This window comes from Marinitoga sp. 38H-ov, from assembly GCF_011057715.1.
Taxonomy (GTDB): domain Bacteria; phylum Thermotogota; class Thermotogae; order Petrotogales; family Petrotogaceae; genus Marinitoga.
The window spans coordinates 1-20,638 of the sequence record NZ_LNGH01000022.1; the positions used below are offsets into that span (position 1 = coordinate 1).

At 27.0% G+C, this 20,638-nt stretch carries 19 protein-coding genes; 2 read left to right on the forward strand and 17 right to left on the reverse strand.

All coding sequences use genetic code 11. The features are described from left to right. Nucleotides 1-74: 74 nt before the first annotated feature. The 12 genes from AS160_RS06760 to AS160_RS06815 all read right to left on the reverse strand — a co-directional run bounded on the left by AS160_RS06760 (nt 75) and on the right by AS160_RS06815 (nt 9,191). Nucleotides 75-1,265: a radical SAM protein gene (locus AS160_RS06760; RefSeq protein ID WP_346774429.1), complete on the reverse strand. Its 1,191-nt coding sequence runs from the start codon at nt 1,263-1,265 to the stop codon at nt 75-77. A 416-nt stretch (nt 1,266-1,681) separates the two neighbouring features. After that, on the reverse strand, nt 1,682-2,077 hold the full coding sequence (gene atpC, locus AS160_RS06765; RefSeq protein WP_165146779.1) for an ATP synthase F1 subunit epsilon: 396 nt from the start codon (nt 2,075-2,077) through the stop codon (nt 1,682-1,684). A gap of 14 nt (nt 2,078-2,091) precedes the next feature. Continuing rightward, complete coding sequence (atpD, locus tag AS160_RS06770) at nt 2,092-3,501, reverse strand: F0F1 ATP synthase subunit beta (RefSeq protein WP_165146781.1); 1,410 nt, start codon at nt 3,499-3,501, stop codon at nt 2,092-2,094. Between the two features lie 17 nt (nt 3,502-3,518). Further along, nucleotides 3,519-4,355 carry an ATP synthase F1 subunit gamma gene (atpG, locus tag AS160_RS06775; protein WP_165146784.1) on the reverse strand — a complete coding sequence of 279 codons (837 nt, stop codon included), beginning with the start codon at nt 4,353-4,355 and terminating at the stop codon, nt 3,519-3,521. Between the two features lie 14 nt (nt 4,356-4,369). Beyond that, nucleotides 4,370-5,887: a F0F1 ATP synthase subunit alpha gene (gene atpA / locus AS160_RS06780; protein ID WP_165146787.1), complete on the reverse strand. Its 1,518-nt coding sequence runs from the start codon at nt 5,885-5,887 to the stop codon at nt 4,370-4,372. 6 nt (nt 5,888-5,893) lie between these two features. Further along, a complete protein-coding gene (gene atpH / locus AS160_RS06785) occupies nt 5,894-6,448 on the reverse strand; it encodes an ATP synthase F1 subunit delta (protein WP_165146790.1) in 555 nt (184 codons plus the stop codon). Then, nucleotides 6,445-6,936, reverse strand: a complete 492-nt coding sequence (gene atpF, locus AS160_RS06790; RefSeq protein ID WP_165146793.1) for a F0F1 ATP synthase subunit B — start codon at nt 6,934-6,936, stop codon at nt 6,445-6,447. The genes atpH and atpF overlap by 4 nt, the downstream gene beginning before the upstream one ends. Before the next feature lie 45 nt (nt 6,937-6,981). Continuing rightward, nucleotides 6,982-7,278, reverse strand: coding sequence for a F0F1 ATP synthase subunit C (locus AS160_RS06795; RefSeq protein WP_206528126.1), 297 nt, complete (start codon nt 7,276-7,278; stop codon nt 6,982-6,984). A gap of 24 nt (nt 7,279-7,302) precedes the next feature. Continuing rightward, nucleotides 7,303-8,127, reverse strand: a complete 825-nt coding sequence (gene atpB / locus AS160_RS06800; RefSeq protein ID WP_165146796.1) for a F0F1 ATP synthase subunit A — start codon at nt 8,125-8,127, stop codon at nt 7,303-7,305. A 15-nt stretch (nt 8,128-8,142) separates the two neighbouring features. Then, the gene (locus tag AS160_RS06805) at nt 8,143-8,421 is read right to left on the reverse strand and encodes a hypothetical protein (RefSeq protein ID WP_165146799.1); all 279 of its coding nucleotides are present in this window, start codon (nt 8,419-8,421) and stop codon (nt 8,143-8,145) included. After that, nucleotides 8,414-8,725 (reverse strand): AtpZ/AtpI family protein, encoded by a 312-nt coding sequence (locus tag AS160_RS06810; RefSeq protein ID WP_165146802.1) that lies wholly within the window; start codon nt 8,723-8,725, stop codon nt 8,414-8,416. The genes AS160_RS06805 and AS160_RS06810 overlap by 8 nt, the downstream gene beginning before the upstream one ends. Before the next feature lies 1 nt (nt 8,726). Next, on the reverse strand, nt 8,727-9,191 hold the full coding sequence (locus AS160_RS06815) for a chemotaxis protein CheX (protein WP_165146805.1): 465 nt from the start codon (nt 9,189-9,191) through the stop codon (nt 8,727-8,729). Nucleotides 9,192-9,374: 183 nt separating this feature from the next. On the opposite strand from AS160_RS06815, the gene AS160_RS06820 reads away from it, so the two are divergent. Both AS160_RS06820 and ribF read left to right on the forward strand, forming a co-directional pair. Then, nucleotides 9,375-10,397, forward strand: coding sequence for an ATP-dependent 6-phosphofructokinase (locus AS160_RS06820; protein ID WP_165146808.1), 1,023 nt, complete (start codon nt 9,375-9,377; stop codon nt 10,395-10,397). A 35-nt stretch (nt 10,398-10,432) separates the two neighbouring features. After that, nucleotides 10,433-11,326, forward strand: a complete 894-nt coding sequence (gene ribF / locus AS160_RS06825) for a riboflavin biosynthesis protein RibF (protein WP_165146811.1) — start codon at nt 10,433-10,435, stop codon at nt 11,324-11,326. 11 nt (nt 11,327-11,337) lie between these two features. Here the strand turns inward: ribF and fliD are convergent, their stop codons facing one another. From fliD to AS160_RS06850, 5 genes are all read right to left on the reverse strand, one after another. Next, nucleotides 11,338-13,176: a flagellar filament capping protein FliD gene (fliD, locus tag AS160_RS06830; protein WP_165146814.1), complete on the reverse strand. Its 1,839-nt coding sequence runs from the start codon at nt 13,174-13,176 to the stop codon at nt 11,338-11,340. 15 nt (nt 13,177-13,191) lie between these two features. After that, nucleotides 13,192-13,551 carry a flagellar protein FlaG gene (locus AS160_RS06835; protein WP_165146816.1) on the reverse strand — a complete coding sequence of 120 codons (360 nt, stop codon included), beginning with the start codon at nt 13,549-13,551 and terminating at the stop codon, nt 13,192-13,194. Between the two features lie 74 nt (nt 13,552-13,625). Beyond that, entirely contained in the window at nt 13,626-14,459 is an 834-nt protein-coding gene (locus AS160_RS06840) for a PHP domain-containing protein (RefSeq protein ID WP_165146819.1), read from the reverse strand. 13 nt (nt 14,460-14,472) lie between these two features. Then, on the reverse strand, nt 14,473-18,405 hold the full coding sequence (locus tag AS160_RS06845) for a GGDEF domain-containing protein (protein ID WP_165146822.1): 3,933 nt from the start codon (nt 18,403-18,405) through the stop codon (nt 14,473-14,475). Nucleotides 18,406-18,419: 14 nt separating this feature from the next. Further along, nucleotides 18,420-20,588: a sodium-translocating pyrophosphatase gene (locus tag AS160_RS06850; protein WP_165146825.1), complete on the reverse strand. Its 2,169-nt coding sequence runs from the start codon at nt 20,586-20,588 to the stop codon at nt 18,420-18,422. Nucleotides 20,589-20,638 lie beyond the last annotated feature (50 nt).

Sequence of the window (20,638 nt, forward strand, 5' to 3'; positions counted from 1 at the left end):
CTCTTTATTTGAGAAGAGTATATCATTTTTTCTTCCTCAGTGGACCATTTTTCAATTTTATTCATGGGGTACTTTTAGTTTACACTATACAGTAGATCGTTTTTTAAATGACAACCCCCACCACATAAATTTTTTGCCCAACATTTCTTACATTTTTCATTCTTAATACCTATCATTATTTTATTAAACAAATTATATGCTGATTCTATTATTTCTTCATGTGTATTTTTAAAAATATTTCCTATATAATATTTTTCAATTCCTGTTGCGCGATGACACATATACAAATCTCCACTGGCAGAAAGAGATACTTCTCTTGCTCCACCCAAACAATTTATTTTTAATGTTTTTTTATTTTTAATCCTATTTTTTCTAACTTTTATTGAAGATAATATTATTTCTGAAATTGTTTTATCTTCTCCAGAAACATACGATTCTATTTTTTTATCGTATTTTTTCAAATCAGGTAATAATGTATAATCTTCTGGAGCTACAAATGCGCGAACTACGTTTTTAAAATTATATTCGCTCCAAAAATCATCAAATTCTTGATTAAATTTTGTAACTGTTATTCTTGTGAAATATTCGATTTCATATTTTTCCAACAACTTTATTCCATTTACTGTTTTTCTAAAAGAATTTTCGTTATTTTTCAAAGGTCTTAATAGGTTATTTTCCTTTTCATTTCCATCAATACTTATCATTACTTTAAAATTATGCTTTTTCATAAATTTTACTATTTCTTCGTTTAACAGCGTTCCATTTGTTGTTATATTGTAAGCAGGCTTTTGATTAAAATTTTTTTCTATATATTCGACAACTTCTTTTATAAGTTTAAAATTTAATAATGGTTCTCCACCAAAAAAGGATATAGATAATTGATCAAATCTATTATTATATAATTTTTCTAATGCTAATTTTACAGTTTCAAATTTCATTATAGATGTATTCCCATATGTCCCATTATCAGCAAAACAATAAATACATTTCATATTACATTCTTGAGCTACATTTAATACTAAAGTATTAAAATTAATATTATCATAAAAAATTTTTTTCTTATCAATGGATTTCGCAGTGTTTATTATGTTATTTTCTATAAATTCTTTTAATTCTGTTGGTAAGGTTATATCTTCTTCTCCTTTGTATTTCCTTAAAAGGTTATATGCATCTTCATCTAACTTATAACAGGATAAACTTTCTGGAAAAAAAATTATTTTTTCGTTTAATTTTTCAAAGATATGAAAATCATTATAATTTATAATATTACCATCCCCTTTTAATAGTGTTAAGTATCAGCCGGCTGGATATTTGAAGTTCAGTATGATATCTACGTAGATATATCAAATTTTATAGATTAAAAATTTTAATTCTATTATTATTAAGAATATATATTGTGAATTTTATAACTTAATAATTTACAAATTTTTCAATGATTTATATTTTCTATTATATTAAACACAATTAAAAGATTTTTTTCACTTATTCAATTTACAATAATTCTATCAAAAAAAAAAAAAAAAAAATCAACAACATTAACGTAAATTTATGGTAAATTTATCTTTTCGTAAATCTAATAAATTTACGCTTTTATTATATCAAGTGATATATTTTTATTGTTAATTTTTAGATTTATTTAAAGATTGTTTGTAAAATAAAATAAGGAAGGCAAAAACCTTCCTTATTTTTTTACTATTGATATTCTTACCATATTTTTTTCTATTTCCGCTTGAGCTTTTGCTTTTTCTGCTCTATTAGCTGCATGATTTAACTTTTCTTTTGCTGCTTCTATAGCTTTCATTGCTGTTTCTACATCTATTTCTTCTGGTCTTTCTGCAGCAGTTGTTAAAACTATCATTTCCTGTCCATCCATTTCTAATATTCCACCATGTACTGCAAAAAGCTCTTCTTTATCATCTTCAGTTCTTATTTTTAAAGGAGCCACTTTTAATTTTGCAACGATGGGGAGTCTGTTTGTTAAAACTCCCATACCACCTTCAATAGTAGTAAATTCTGCATATTTAGCTTTTATTTCAGCTTTTACTCCTTTGGGGGTTACTATTTTTAAATCAAACATTATATACCCCCTCCTTAAACGTTAATTCCCATTTTCTTTGCCTTTTCTAAAGCTTGTTCAATTGTACCAACCATATAGAATGCTTGTTCAGGAATATGATCATATTTACCTTCTAATATTTCTTTAAATCCTTTTACAGTGTCTTCAACCTTTACATATTGTCCGTCTATACCAGAGAATTTTTCAGCAACAAAGAAAGGTTGAGTTAAGAATCTTTGTATTTTTCTAGCTCTTTGAACGGTTAATTTATCTTCTTCTGATAATTCTTCTATACCTAAAATAGCAATAATATCTTGTAAATCTTTGTATCTTTGTAATACTTGTTGAACTCCTCTAGCTACTCTATAATGTTCTTCACCTAAAACAGCTGGATCCAATACTTTTGATGTAGAATCTAATGGATCAACTGCTGGATAAAGCCCTAACTCTGCAATTTGTCTTGAAAGAACTATAGTTGCTTCCAAATGTGAGAATGTTGTTGCAGGAGCAGGGTCAGTGATATCATCTGCTGGAACGTAAACTGCTTGAACTGATGTGATAGAACCATCTTTTGTAGATGTAATCCTTTCTTGTAATTGCCCAACATCTGTAGCTAATGTAGGTTGATAACCAACAGCAGATGGCATACGTCCTAAAAGAGCAGAAACCTCTGAACCAGCTTGAACAAATCTAAAAATGTTATCAATGAATAATAAAACATCTTTCTTTTGAACATCTCTAAAATATTCAGCCATGGTTAATGCAGTTAAAGCAATTCTAAATCTTGCTCCTGGTGGTTCATTCATTTGACCAAATACTAAAGCAGTATTTGGTAAAACGCCTGACTCTTGCATTTCTAACCATAAGTCATTACCTTCTCTAGTTCTTTCTCCAACACCTGCAAATAAAGATAAACCTTTATGTTCAATAGCAATGTTTCTAATAAGTTCCATAACTAGAACTGTTTTACCAACTCCAGCTCCACCAAAGAAACCTATTTTACCTCCTTTTGGGAATGGAGCTAATAAGTCGATAACCTTGATACCTGTTTCTAATATTTCAATTTCTGTCGATTGATCATTTAGTGAAGGTGGTTCCCTATGAATAGGCCAATATTCTTTTGCATCAACATCGCCTCTTTCGTCAATTGGATCACCTAACAAATTAAACATTCTTCCTAATGTAATATCTCCTACAGGAACTTTAATAGGTGCTCCAGTATCTATAACTTCAAGGCCTCTTTTTAAACCATCAGTGGAGTCTAAAGCAACACATCTAACAGTATTATCTCCTATTAATTGTTCTACTTCTAAAATTAATTTTTTATTTGTATATGGATTAATTACTTCAAGTGCATTGTATACCTCTGGTAATTTTCCAGATTCAAATTTAACATCCACAACGGGGCCTATAATACTTACTAGTTTTCCAACATTTTTTTCCACTTCTTACACCCCCAATATTATTCTTCCTGCAATGCTTGAGCACCATTAACTATTTCAATTAATTCTTGTGTAATAGAAGCTTGTCTAGCCTTATTATATGCAAGTGTAAACTTTTCAATAAGGTTTTTAGCATTATCAGTGGCATTATGCATTGCATTTTTTCTAGCGTATAATTCACTAATTTTATTTTCATATATAATTAAGTATATTTTTGATAATAAATAAAGATATGCAGCTTCTTCAAACAATTCTTTAGAGTCAGGTTCATATTCAAATCGAGGATCTAAAGAACCTTCAAATTGTATAGGTAATAAATCTATTACTTCAGGCTTTTGAACAAGAGCATTTTTAAATGCGCCATACACTACTTTAACTTTACCAATATTTTTATTTTCAATAATATCCAAAATATCATCTAAAATATATTCAGCATTTTCTTGGCTAGGTACATCATATAATTTTGTTCGAGATAATAGTAATTTGTTAGTTTGTTTAAGTTCTATTTCTCCTTTTGAACCTATATTATAAAATCCTACAAAATCTTCTGTTTTTTCAGCGAGTTTAATAGCTGTTTTTGATAATTCCATAGGAAAAGCACCACATAATCCCATGTCTGGAGTAATAACTACTATTAATGTTCCTTTTTTATTTGAAATATATATACTATCTTCAACTGGCGTAATTTTTTTAATTATTTTTTCAGCGTATAAAGCATAGTCTTTTAAAGCCTTAACTTCTTTGACTACTTTGTTAGCTTTAGCGGCTGCAACCATTTCCATAGCTTTTGTAATTTTCATTGTAGACTGTGTGGAAGCTCTTCTTTGTTTAAGAATTCTAAGTTTTCCACGGCTCATAAGATGTCACCACCTTAAGCTTGAAAAGCTGTTTTAAAGTCTTCAATAGCTTTTCTAAGCTCCTTATCTAATTCTTCATCAATTTTTTTCTTTGTTTTAATTGATTCTAATATAGATGGTTTATTTGATTTTAAATATTGTAAGAATTCTTTTTCAAACTTGCTAATACTTAATGTTGGAATATCATCTAAATATCCATTTACACCTGCAAAAACTATAGCCACTTGATCTTCAACTTCCATTGGAACATATTGACCTTGTTTTAGTAGTTCAGATAATTTTTCACCTCTAATTAATTGTTTCCTAGTAGATTCATCTAATTCTGTGGCGAATTGAGCAAATGCTTCTAATTCCCTATATTGAGCTAAGTCAAGTCTTAAACTACCTGCAACTTGTTTCATAGCTTTTATTTGAGCAGCACCACCAACCCTTGAAACAGACAAACCAACATTAACAGCAGGTCTTTGGCCTGCATAGAATAAAGATGGTTCAAGATAAATTTGTCCATCAGTAATAGAAATAACATTAGTTGGAATATAAGCAGAAACGTCATTAGCTTGAGTTTCGATTATTGGTAATGCTGTTAATGAACCACCGCCATAATTTTCATTTAATCTTGCAGCTCTTTCTAATAATCTTGAGTGTAAATAAAATACATCACCTGGATATGCTTCACGTCCTGGTGGTCTTCTTAATAAAAGAGAAAGTTCTCTATATGCTGCTGCATGTTTAGATAAATCATCATATATAACCAAAGCGTCTTTTCCATTAAACATGAAATATTCACCCATAGCAGCACCTGCATATGGGGCTAAGTATAATAATGATGCGGGATCACTAGCACTAGCAACAACAACAGTAGTATATTCCATTGCACCATATTCTTCTAATTTTGCAACAGTTCTTGCAACAGATGATGATTTTTGTCCTATAGCAACATAAATACAATAAACACCTTTACCTTTTTGATTAATAATTGTATCAATTGCAATAGCTGTTTTACCAGTTTGTCTATCTCCAATTATTAATTCTCTTTGCCCTCTTCCGATTGGAATCATTGTATCAATAGCTTTTAAACCTGTTTGTAAAGGTGTATCAACAGGTTTTCTCATAACAACGCCAGGCGCTTTAAACTCAATAGGTCTAGTATGTTTTGAATTAATAGGTCCTTTTCCATCTAAAGGTTCCCCTAATGGGTTAACAACCCTACCTAATAATTCCTCACCGGCAGGAACTTCAGCAATTTTACCTGTTCTAACTACTTTATTTCCTTCTTTAATTACTTTATAATCACCTAAAATAATAATACCAACATTATCTTCTTCTAAATTTAATGCCATACCGTTTATTATTTCTCCATCATCGGTATATATTTCTACTAATTCACTTGCCATAACATCTTTTAATCCATAAGCTCTTGCAATACCGTCACCAACTTGTATAATCCATCCAACTTCTTTTATTTCACCTGATTCATATGATTTTATACGTTCTTCTATAACTTTTTCTAGTTCATCAGGATTTATTCTCAAAATAAATCACCCCCGCTTGGAAGCGTATTCGCGTCCGATTTTTTCCAGCATTCCTTTTACAGAGTAGTCAAATACTGTATCTTCAAGTTGTAATTGTAAACCACCAATTAAACTTTCATCTATAACAGATTGGATAATGGCTCTTCTTCCTGTTTTTTTATGAATAATATTAGATAGCTCACTAACATTTTCTTCATCTAATTTATATGGTGTAATCATTTTAACTTTTATCAATTTTTTTAATTCCATATTTTTTTGTTCTAATAAAATAAATATCATAGGTAACATTAATTGTCTTTTTTTATATACTAAAGCTGTTATAAATTTATTGAAATGAATATCATCAATACCAGCAACTTTAATAATTTGTTGAACAACAAAATCTTTTGGCAATAAAGGATTGCCAATTAAATCAAAAAAAAGCTTATCATCATTGATTTTATTAACAACATTTTTTATTGCATTTACATAATTATCTAGCTCATCTAATTTGTTTTCTTCAGAGAGATATTCAAAAAAAGCTTCAACATATCTTGAGGCTACAGAAATAGAGTTTTTCATAACTTTTCACCCTTATTCAACGCCTCGAAAGCTCTTTTAATAAACTCTTCATTTACTTTTTCATCGACATTTTTCTTAAGAATCATTGAAGCTATTGTAATTGACAATGATACAACTTTATTTTGTATATCTTTATAAGCTTCTTCTTTTATTTCAATAGCTTCCTTTTCAGCAGCCGCTATAATTCTTGCTTTTTCATTTAAAGCTTCTTCCTTGGCGTTAGATACAATATTTTTAGCTAATTCTTCAGCTTCTTTTATAATACTTTCTTTTTTAGATCTTATTTCTTCCATTTCCTTGTTTGCTTGTTTCAATTTTTCTTCAGCTTCTTTTCTTAATGTTTCAGCTTGATTTAATTCACTTTCAACAATTTCTTTTCTTTTTTCAGACATTTCAAAAAATGGCTTATATAACATAATCCATAAGAAATAAGCTAAAAAAACAAATCCAAATAAATTTACTATTGATGTAAAATTAAAATCTAGCACTTCTACACCCCCTTTTATGGGGATTTTTACCCCGAATTAAGACTATTATGGTAAAACAATTAACATTAATAATGCAATAACTAATGAGTATAAACCAGTAGATTCTGTAACAGCCATAGCAAGTAACATACGTGTTGTTAATGTACCTGCCATTTCAGGTTGTCTAGCCATAGCATCCATAGCATGAGCACCAACATTACCTTCCCCAACACCAGGACCTATAGCTCCAATACCCATTGCTAAACCTGCACCAACAAATTTACCTAAATAATATAAACCAGTACCTAATGCAGCTTCACTTCCTGATTTTACAATTTCTTGTGCTACTTGTTCAACAGCCATTTAAATCTACCTCCTTATATAATATTATTCTTCTAATAATGAACCCATATATGCAATAGCTAAAAGAGAAAAAACAAAGGCTTGTATTAATCCTACAAATATTCCAAAAAATCCCCATAAAAATACAGGTAAAACAAAATATTTTAACATATAACTAATAATTAATACTAAAATCCCTCCACCGAAAATATTACCGAATAACCTCAAAGAGTGAGAAACAGGTTTTGCTAATTCACCAATTAAATTTAATGGTAATAATAATGGTGTTGGTTCAATAAACATTTTTAACCAATTTAAAACGCCTTTTGCAGATGCTGCAAAAATATGACTAATAATTAAAACCATTAAAGCAAATGTTGCATTTGTATTTAAATCTGATGTAGGCGTATACCAAGTATCAGTAAATAAACCTATTTTAATACCATCTGATACAGGAGTAACGTTTATACCAGGCATTCCTGATAACAAATTTGCAATTAAAATGAAAAGGAATAATGTGGTAGAAATAACATATATTGGTTTTCTATACTTTGGATTTGGAACAGCATCTTCTACCAGTTCCCAAAAATAACCTAATAAAGATTCTACTAAAGCTTGTTTTTTATTAGGAATTAATTCAAATTTTATATTAGATGCAAAAATAATTAAAAGAAAAATTATTAAAATAGACATAATAACAGTCATAGGGTTTATAGTATTCCAAAATGTTTGAGTTTCTCCAAAAGAATAGGTCCACCTTAAACCAACTCCCTCTAAGTCAGCCGAAGGAAAAAATATAAAGTTTATTAAACCCAAACCTAAATAGATTAAAAATAAAATTATAAGGTTTCTTTTTTGTCCTTGAGTCATAGATATTCCTCCCCGTTATTTTGGTGAAATAAGTGCTGCAAATTTCATATTTAAAAGTCCTAAAAATGTAATAAATAAGCCGTTTTGCGAAAATAAACTTCCAATCAGTAAAATTATACCAAAAAAAACGTATCTAATAAAATAACCTTTAAAAAAATTCCGTTTTGGTTTGGTTAATAATGTATTAATTTGCTCACTTATCATTAATATTCCTAAAATTGCACCTAAAGCTCCTAAAAATATAAGAAAGGATTCTAGCTTAAAAAAGTAAAATAATATAAAAAATTCAATCATTGAAAGTATTATTATTTTTATTATTATCTCTTTTATCTTCTTTTTCAATTCTAAATTCATTATCCTGCTTTTCGGCCTCCTTAATAAGATCTTTGATGCCGTTATATAATCCTGATATAACTCCTAAAAACAAAAATATAATTTTCCAAATATCTTTATTAGTTATATAAGAAAGGCCATAACCTATTAAATATCCGATAAAGATATTTGCTAATACATCTAATGCAAAAAATAAAATTAGATTTAAATTTGCAAATACTTTTACATCAATATTTTGCTTTTTTTCGATGTTGTGTTTTTTCATATTAACTTTTTAAAACAACAAAAAATTCTTCTGAATATTTATTATCAATATTCATAGGGAACCTTAAAGAAACACCATCTTTAATAAAAATAATATTATTTCCATGCATTATAGATGGTGGGGTTATATTTATTTTATAATTTAATTTTTCTAAACTAATAGCAATTGATCCTGAGATCATATTACCTAATTCTCCTAAAGCACTTAAGCTCATTTCATCTAATTTTTCAATTGGCATTCCCATCATCATTTGAGACACAACTTTTTTTGCTGTTTCTACTGATAGACCTATATGTATGTTTCCGTTAATATCTCCAATAAAACCAATTGTTACAACAACATCGTATGTTCTATTCTCTCCCTTATCTAAAGTAGGTTTTTGAATTTCTATATCCATGTTGTTAGTAGCCATTTGAAATGTTTTAGAAAAAGCATCTAATATAGAATTTATAACTTGTACATTCATATAACTCCTCCTTTTTAAATATCGAATTAATTATACTATAAAAATTATTAAATTACAATAAAATTACTAATTCTATAATAAGAAAAATAAAATATTACATTCATAAAAAATATTATTTATTCTAATATATAAAAATCTGGTATAATTAATATGATTATATTATTTTTTGAAAGGGGAGGGAGTATGAGAATAGGTATATTAACAGGAGGTGGAGATTGTCCGGGATTAAATGCTGTTATTAGAGGCATTGTTCATGCAGCTGGTGAAGGATATGAAACATATGGTATATTAAATGGATGGAAAGGTATGCTTACAAAAGAAATGATGAAATTAGATAAAGATGATGTAGAAGGGATACATATATTAGGTGGAACAATCTTAGGTACAGCTAGAGTAAATCCCTTTAAAACAGAAGAAGGAAAAGAATTAATTGAAAAAAATTTTAAAGAAATGGGACTAGATGCATTAATTGCAATTGGTGGAGATGATACATTATCAGTAGCAGCCAAATTATCTAGTTTAGGCTATCCGGTTGTAGGTGTTCCAAAAACAATTGATAATGATGTATCTAATACTGATTATACGTTTGGGTTTCATACAGCTGTTAATGTAGGAGCAGATGCTATAGATAGATTGCATTCTACTGCAAAATCACATCAAAGAGTTATGGTTGTTGAATTAATGGGAAGAGAGGCTGGTTGGATAACAATTGAAGCTGGCATGGCTGCAGGAGCTCATTTGATTTTAATACCTGAATTTCCAATGACTATATCTGAAATAGTTAACTATGTAAACAAGAGAATGCAAGAAAAGAAATATATGATAATAGCTGTAGCGGAAGGATTTAAACCTACAGAATTAGAGCAAGTTATAGCAGATGTTTCTACAGTTGATGCTTTTGGACACATAAAATTAGGTGGAATAGCTCATTATTTAGCAGAAATAATTGAACAAAAAACAGGTTATGAAACAAGATCAGTTGTTCTTGGCCATTTGTTAAGAGGAGGGACTCCTACAGCATTTGATAGAATTTTGGGTACAAGGTATGGAGTTGAAGCTATGAATTTAGTAAAAAATAAGGATTTTGGTAGGATGGTTGCATTAAAAGGTAATCAAATAATATCTATTCCATTAGAATATGGAGTGGCAACAAAAAAATTAGTTCCTTTTGAATATTATAAACTAGCACAATTGTTTTTTGATTAAATTAAATTTATTTTATATAGAGGTGAGATTTAGTAATGAATTATGCAATAACTATAGGAACATTTGATGGTGTTCATAAAGGTCACCAAATAATATTAAAGAAAACACTAGATATTGCCAAAAAATATTCATTTATACCTAAAGCATATATAATGAAATATCCAGCTACTAAATATTTTGGAGATTTTAAAGGGGTTATTTTACCTTCGTATAAGAGAGCGGAAATTCTTCAAAAAATGGGATTTGAAACAGAAATTTTTGATTTACCTGATGTAATACATATTACTCATAGTGAATATTTAGATTATTTATTAGAAAATGGTATGAAAGCAATTATTTGTGGAAAGGATTTTACATTTGGTAAAGGCAAAAAAGGAGATGTTTCATATTTATTATCAGAAAAACATAAAAAGAACTATATTGTTGAAGTATTAAGCGATATAAAAAATTCTGAAATAAGAATAAGCTCAACATTTATTAGAAGAGAACTATTAAATGGTAATATTGTCCAGGCAAATAAATTATTAGGTCGCAAATGGACATTAGAAGGACCTGTTTATGAAGATAGACATATTGGTTTTAAATTAGGATTTCCTACTGCTAATATAGATATAAGATATAAAGAGGAGGTTTTATTTCCAAAGTATGGTGTTTATTTAGTTAAAGGTGGTGTGAAAGGAAGCAATTATAAATATTATGGATTGATGAGCGTTGGGATAAGGCCTACATTTAATGAAAACAAGAAAGAACCTAAAGTTGAAATATATTTCTTAGATTTTTTTGGGGATTTATATAACAAAATTATAGAAATAGAGGTCTTAGATTTTCTTAGAGAAGAAATAAAATTTAATTCTGAAAGAGATCTTATTAAACAAATGGTTAAAGATGAGGATAATGCAAGAAAATTAATAAATAAAATGGGTGACTAAAATCACCCATTTTATTTTGAGAAAGCACTTGCTATCCAAGAACCTTGTTGCTGAATATTAGATATAGATTGTTCCATAGCTGAAAATTTTTGCCAATAATATGCTTCTTTTCGTTGGAGTTGATCGATTAAAGATGTCATTCTTTTAGCTATATCTCTCATTTCAAGACCAATAGTACCAGTAGTGCTAGAAATTTGGTCAATAGTTCCTCCGAATTTTGTAGTTTCCCATATATAATCCTTGAATTTTATGGCAATACCTTTATTATTATCATCTTCGTATGCAAATAATTTCCAGATTTCTTCTGCATTATTTTGTATAGCCTCTTTAAGTTTATCTTCGTTAATTGATAAGATACCTTTCATAGTATTTTGATAAGTTCCGCCGGCATCACCAGAAGTAATACCTATTTGATATAAGGAATTATAATTTGCATCGATATCAGATGTCCAAGAAACTACCCCGTATGCAATATCCCTTAATTTATAAAATATATCTTCTAAGTTGCTATCTCCTTTTAAAACACCTTTTAATTTATCTTCTTCTGATAGAGTTTCACCCGTATTTGCTTCAACAGCTTCTTCATTAAGTTTGTCATATATATATCCAATTATTTCATTATATTTATCAACAAATTCGCTAATTTTTTCATAAGTAGCTTCAGTATCTTGAGTAACTTGAACATCAACCCAATTTGTTGAAATAGATTTTAAATTTAATGTAATTCCATTGTATTCAACGGTATTTCCCCATGTAGTTTTTGTTAAATCAGCAACACCATCTCCATCAAAATCAAACTCGACATTAGCGGCAGTACCAGGAGTTATAGTGCCTAAATAATTACCTGTTGAATCTATCCAAGATAAATCATCAAGTACATTTGTTAAATTACCACCAGAAGAGTCTCCGTCCTCTATTGTAATAGATTGAGGACCGCCATCTTTATTTCTAATCATTAATTTATCTTCATTTTCATCATACCAAACAACAACATTAGCATTAGAAGAATTTATTCTAGCAATTAAAGAACTTATAGAATCAGTAGAACTTACGGTAATTTCGGTTCCATTTATTCTTATAATTCCAGAAGAGATATCAGAACTAATATCAGATAATGTTGTTGATTTACTTACTGCTCCAGCATGAACCGTACTTTCTATATAAGTTCCATTATAATTTGCACCATTTAGATTAAAAACATCAATAAAATTACTTGTATCTGAGGAATCTCCAAGCAATATATTATTAACATTTCCTGTTTTATCTTCTATTTTTAACTTCCCGTTATTTAAGGAAGCTGTAAAATTAGTTGAAGTATTTATTTTATCTATTATATCTTGTATTGTATCAGTTCCTGAAAAAGAAAAGTTAAAATTTTCAATAACGTTTCCACTTGAATCTAAAGCTTTAATAGTAAAGGTTCCAGCTACAGGGTTAGTTCTTCCGTTTAAATTATAAAACTGTGTTGTTAAATCCGGAATATTACCCAATGTATTATTAGGTGTTAATGATGTAGAAGAAGATAAAGAATTTATTTTTGCTTTAAAACTAACATTACTTGTTGAAGCAGAAGCGGTAGCTGTTAATACATTTTCATCACTTACTTCAACATTTTTAGGAATTAAGTTATTTTTTAATTTAAAAGTAGCTAAAAAATCCCAAAAATCGCTTAATTTACTATCAACTTCTTCCCAAGCTTTTTGCTTTAATTGTAATGTTTCAAAATCACTTTGTAATCTTTCTAGGGGTTTTCTTTCTATAGACATCAATTGGTCAACTATTGCAGATGTATCCAAACCACTTGAGATCCCTCCAAATTGAAAGGATCCAAGATAACTATTTTCACTCATTTGACTTCACCTCCGCTATGCGCGAGTGTCAAGAAAAATACCTTCTAATTTATCTAACATTTCAGCCATTTTCACAGCTGTTTCTGAAGGGATTTGTCTAATAATTTTTTTTGAATCTTTATCAACTATTTTTACTATGATCATATCAATATCATTATCTACTTCAAATTTTACTTCGCCTTTAAATATTTCTTTGAGATTATTCAATTTTTCTTCTATAACCTTAGATAATTTTTGTCCATCAATATCTTCTTTATTATTCTTTTCATAATAATTCGTTTCCTTAATATTTTTAGTAGTTTTAATTGAAATATCTTTACTTAAAGAATCTAAAAAATTTGTAAAATCATTATTTATTCTATTCAAGTCACCCATAAATTCACCCCCAAAAAAACATTCTAAAAAACCATTCTAAATTATCCTATATATAAATCGTCTAAATTTAAATATTAATTAAAATAATTTGTTACAAAATAGTTAATAGTATCTTGGATTACAAAATCTTCAACATATACTCCCAAGGAAACAAAAGGTTTGTTTGATCCATGAAAATCACTTCCGGCGGTTATTAACAAACCATTTTTTCTTGCTAATTCTATTAAATAATTAGTATAATGAGGGTCACTGGAATAATGGAAACATTCTATTCCATCTAAACCATAATCTTTTAATTCTTTAATTAAAGATTCTAATTGATTGTTTGAAATTCTAAGTTTTTTTGGATGCGCAAGCACGGCTAATCCACCAGCTTTTTTAATAGCTTTAATTGTTTTTTTAGGGGAAAATTTAAATCTTTCTATATAACATCTTTTTCCTCTAGTTAAATAATCTTCTATAATTTGACTTATAGATGTTCCATAACCCTTTTTTAATAGAATTCTAGCAATATGTGGTCTTCCTATTGTATATAATGAAACTCCTTCTAAATCCTCAATATCAATTTTAAATCCTTCTTTTTTTAACAATTCAATCATTAATTTATTTCTTTCAATTCTTTTGTTATATATGTTTTCTAAAAAAAAGTTTAAATAATCGTTATTAATATCTATATTATATCCTAATATATCCATTAATGTAGGAAATTCCGCATTTATTTCTACAGCAGGAATATAATTCAAATTTATTTTTTTAGCAAATTCTAAAGCTTCAAATTGTCCTTTTATTGTATCGTGATCAGCAATTGAAAATAATTTTACTCCTAAATTTTTTGCTTTTTTTATTAATTGTTTAGGAGATAATGTACCATCAGAATAAGAGCTATGGGTGTGTAAATCTAATAACATAAATAAACTCCTCTCAAATAAACTCAAATCTATTTTTACCTGATTTTTTTGCTTTATATAATGCTATGTCAGCTTCTTTTATTAAATTATCAATTTTAGGTTCGTTTTTAATTTTTGATATTGAAGACAATCCCATGCTACAGGTTATATTGAGATCAGTTGAAATATATAAATCTTTATTAATTTTGTTTAACAATCTAGACGCTATAACTTTTGCTTCATCAATTTTTGTATTTGGAAGAATAATTAAAAATTCCTCTCCGCCATATCGACATATTAAATCAAAATCCCTTAGATTTTCCTTTAAAGATTTTACTAATTCTACCAAAACTAAATCCCCTTTTTGATGACCATATTTATCATTTATTTTTTTAAAGTCATCTAAATCTATTAAGATAATGGAAAAATCAAAGTTATATCTTTCATATAATCCATATAATTCATTTAACTTATTTTCCATATATCTTCTTGTATAAGCGTTAGTTAAAGGATCAGAAATACTATGTTCGTAATGAGTAATTTTATCTAAAACTGAGTATAAAACATCTTCTAGAACTATTATATTATCTAATATATTAGATATTTCTAAAATATCTAATTCAATATTATCATTAGATATATAAATAGAATACTTATAATCATTATTATTAGAAATATAAGATATTATAAACGGGTTTAAAATAAACAAATCTTTTTCAACATAATTTTCATTTAAATAGTTAAAATTATATTCGACTTCAAAATTATTTGTTATAACTTTAATTAATATTTTATCTAATGGGAATGATTGTCTTAGAAATTCTCCTATTTTTTCTACTATATGTTTAGGAGAGTCAATTTTAAGTAACTCAATAATTAAATCATTTATTTTTTCATAAAAAATTAATCTAGAAATTAAATTTTCATTCGATATTATATTATCATTTTTTAATGAAGGTAAACCAAAATTAATTGATAAAAAATCTCCTATTTCATTAAATTTATTTTTCATTAAAAGGTCATCATATATTTTTTGAGCTTTTCTAAGGAATTTTAAAGATTTAAAACTTTCCTTTTTTTCATAATAAAATAATCCTAAACCTTCATATAATAAAGCTAATGATAGCTTTTTATCTTTGAATTCATTAATTAAATTATATATCCATGTTTCAAATTCTTTATTAAATGAATATTTTGCAATCTTCGAAGAAATAATGTTAATCATTTCTTCTTTAAGGTAAATGAGAGGATTATTTTTGAAAAATAAGAATGACTCATACAAAATTTTTTCATCATCATATACAACTAAATTATATAAATGTTTTAAAAAATCATCGCTTTCAATAATTTTCATATATTTATTATTGAACTTTTTTTTATTTTCAAATAAAGACTTTAAAACTAAAATATTATCTTTGATATGATTAAATGGTTCTTTAATATATTTTTTATTCTTAATATATGATTCTATTCTCTTTAAATTGCTTAATAGATTTTGATAATCTTTAGAGTATAAAAAATAATAGTTTTTTATATCATTTGCCAAAAGGAAACTATTATAATCATTGTTTAACTTAGAAGATTTTTCTGCTAAGTTAATTACATTGAAAAATTCATTTATATTGCCATTATATAATTTGTTTTCTGCAATATTTATTAAAGTTCTATTATATGTATAATAATCCCCAATATCTTTTGCAATATCAAGAACTTTATTATTATAATAATCAGAAAGATTAGAGTTTAAGGCTTTATATAGTATAGCTAAATTAGCATAGACTATTTGAGTTAATCTTTTATAATTAGTTTCTAACGAAATCTTTAAGGAATTATTATAATACACAATAGACTTTTCTGGATGATCATTTTCAAATTTAATACCTAATATATTTAATAACATTCCATTTAGTGTTTTAAATTTTTTAAGATTTGAATATTTTAAAAATATTTTTTCAAATAGCGAATAAAATTCTAAAATTTTTTCTTTAGTAAGCTCTGTAAAGTTAATACTTAAATAGTAATAAATATATAAAGCTTTTTTATAATCAGTTGTTTTTTTATCATTAATTTGTTCGATTAAAATTTTGTTTAACTTATTTTTATCAGAAAATTTTAAAAATAAGTAATAAATATAATTATAAACTTTGTGTGTTTTAAGTTTTTCTAAATATATTTTTAATTCGTCACTATATTCGTTTAAAAAATATTTTTTTGATAGGTAAATAGCAATAGCTGAATACGGTACATTTTCAGTCATGTTTTTAATCTCATTAAATCCATAATCAATAAAGTTTAAATTCTTCCATTCAAATAATGATCTTTTCATTTCATTAATTATTAGTGCAATGGCAGACTTATAGTTATTAGTGCTTTTTAGATGATATATTTTTTTATTTAAGGATGAGAATTTGCATAAGTAATTATGTATTTTATTTAATTCATCGATAGTTAATAAATCATGGAGTATTTTTTGATATAATAAATTAAAAAATCTATAGTTTTCTCTTTCTTTTAATATTATGTTGTTATCCAAAGCATATAATATAGAATAATCAAAATCTATTTTTAAAAGGTCTTCTAATATTTTAATTTCTGAAATGCTAAATTTATACCCTAAAGCTGATAAATATTTTAAATCATTTTTTATATTTTCAGGAATAGTTTTAATCTTTTCAAATACAAAATCTTTAAACTTTTTATTTTTAATTTTTTCTGGATAAAAGAAGAATTTCTCTTTATTAAACTCAATAATATTTAAATCAAAGAAATCTTTAATTAATTGTATTATATTCCCTGGAAGACCATCAGATAAATTATATACAATGTCAACTATTTCAGGATATTCTTTTAAAAAGGATGATGATAGAATAACATTTAATAGAATTTTTACATCTTTTAGATTAAATTTTTTAAGTTCTACATATTCAATATTGTTATATCTAATATCTGGTTGTGTATGTGATAATAAAATAATTGAAAAAGGGAAATCAAAATCTTTAAGTAATAAATCCTCTATGAAATTTTTAAAATGAATATCAATATCTTGAAAATCATCAACTATTAATAATAGTTTTAAATTTTCATTTTCGCTTTTTAATTTATCAATGTAATTCAAAAAATCAAATATATTTATATTATTTTTATCAAATTCTGAAATTAAGTGATCACTATAAATTATAAAATATCCTAATTCTTTCATTTTATATTTCATAAAATCTATTAACTTAGTTTTACCTGAGCGTTGTGGCCCATATATAAATAAGTGTTTTTTCCCAAGATTATTTAAAATAATATTACGTTCAATATCACGATTAATAAAATGAGGATATCTAAAATGTTTATTAATGTTTTTATTTTTAATTTTTTTTAATATAATTTCATATAAATCGTGAACACAAAGAATTTTTTTTGATTTTAATAGGAGTAAAAATTCTTCAATATTTTTACTTTTATTTGGTAATAATGAATATAATTTTTCAGACAGTTCTTTTAATGCTTCTATTAAACCTAATTCATTATTTCCATTATTTATTACAATATTATTATCATTTTTTGGTATAAAAATAGGAGCAAGCATACTTATATTCCCATTTTTATCAATGAAAATATCTTCAAGAGATATGTATTTAAAATTAAAGTTTGAAGAATGAACAATTCTATCAGAAATATCAAAAATAAAAAATAAAATATTATAATATTTTTCATCATTTAATGATGAATCTAATATTGGAACATCATCCCAATATTCACTATAAATATAATATTTTCCATTTTTATACTTAACCATTTCAGGGATAATTAAACCAATTTCTTTTAATGCTTCTAATTTATATATAATATTTTTATAATTATTATAATTAAATACAGTACTTTCCGTGATTCTAACACGGAAAGTACTGTTATTTATTGTTTCAATATATTCTTTTCCAAAAGCTGTATTTCTAATAAACATTTCAAAATTTTCCATTGTAAAAACTCCGGTTAAAAAATATGATATATTTTAAATACAGAAACAGTTATTAAAGATGTCACAGCCATAATTTTTATCAATATATCTAATGAAGGTCCTACAGTATCTTTTAGTGGATCTCCAACAGTATCACCAACTACAGAAGCTTTATGAGCATCTGTGCCTTTACCTTCACCTTCTAGATTTCCATTTTCAATGTATTTTTTTGCGTTATCCCAGGCACCTCCAGAATTTGCTGTATAAATAGCTAACATAACACCGCTAAATGTTGTCCCAGCTAAAAGACCGCCAACAAAATCTGTTCCAAAAATAAATCCTGATATTAGAGGTGTTAAAACAGCAATTAATGCAGGTGTTTTCATTTCTTTTAATGCACCGTCACTACTAATTTTAATACATCTATTATAATCTGGTTTTGCAGTTCCTTCCATCAAGCCAGGGATTTCCTTAAATTGTCGTCTAACTTCTTGTACCATCTTTTCAGCAGCATTTACAACGGCATCAATTAAATATGCACTAAAGAAATATGGTAAAGCCGCTCCAAAAAGAGCACCAGCAATTGTCCTTGGATTAATTAAATTAATATTTAAAAAGCTATTTAAATCTAATTTCATTGATGGGTTAATTTGAGAATAAACATATGATGCAAATAATGATAATGCGGCAAATGCAGCAGAACCTATAGCAAATCCTTTTCCAATTGCTGCAGTAGTATTTCCTACAGAATCAAGGCTATCAGTTATTTTTCTAACTTCTTCTTCCAAATTAGACATTTCACTAATACCGCCTGCATTATCAGCAATTGGACCATATGAATCAACAGATACTGTAGCAGCTACAAAGGATAACATTCCCATTGCAGCCATAGCAACTCCATATAATCCAGCAAAATAATTTGATAATAATATTCCAAACATTAACATAAAAACTGGATATAAGACGCTTTTCATTCCTAAAGCCATTCCTTTTGATATAACAATAGCTGGTCCACCTTTTGCAAAATTAGCTAGTTCTTTAGTAGGGGTAAATTTATCGCTGGTATAATATTCAGCTAAAATACCTATTATTATACCAGAAAAAATTCCAACTATTGCAGAAAGCCATGGTGAGTATATACCATATCTAAAATTCATTAAATTTAAATCATTTTTAGGTAAATCGCCTAGATAATATATACTTAAGAAAAAGGTCAAAATAATAGTAATTGTAGCTGACGAAAATAATGAAATATTTAATTCTTTATGAGGGTTATTAGAACTTTTTTTAATTATTACATATAATATTCCTATCATAGCTCCTATAAGTCCTAAACTTGCAAATAAAACTGGATAAATAGATAATTTAAATGTTGTTATATATGAAACTTCCATTGTTTCTCTAGAAATTAAAAAACTAGCATACAATACTAAAATTACAGAAGAAATTATCGCTCCTATATAACTTTCTAACAAATCAGCTCCCAAACCAGCGACGTCTCCAACATTATCTCCAACATTATCTGCTATAGTAGCAGGATTTCTTGCGTCATCTTCAGGTAAAGCTAATTCTGTTTTTCCAACAAGATCAGCCCCCATATCTGCAGCTTTTGTATATATTCCACCACCAACCCTATCAAACATAGCTATTATAGAACAACCTAACGCATATCCTGAAATGGTCATAGCAAATGGAATATAACTTATTCCTAACCAATTTTTTATAACAATAATATTCTCTTTGTCGAGTTGCCCTTTCCAAATACCAAAAACAATATATACAATTATCAGACCAAATAAAGCAAAACCAGCAACAGAAAGTCCCATTACACTGCCGCCCTTAAATGCAACTTTTAAAGTTTTACCAATGTCTTTGGTATTTCTAGCAGTGTTAGAAACTCTTACATTAGCATGAGTAGCCATTTTCATGCCGATGTATCCGGCACTACCACTCATTAATGCTCCTAAAATAAATGCAATTCCTACATTAATATCGGTTATAATTATTAGTATAATCGAGATAAAAACAATATATAATCCTACTGTTTTATACTCATGGTTTATAAAAGTGTTAGCGCCTTCTCTAATAGCTTTAGCAACTTCCTTCATTTTAACTGTACCTTCGTCGAGTTTTAAAACAGAAAAATAATTTAACATCGCAAAAAATAGTGCTAATAATGGGATTAGCATAACATAATATAACATAATCTCCCCTCCTGTATATGAAAAATATATTTATTATGGGGAGTAACTAA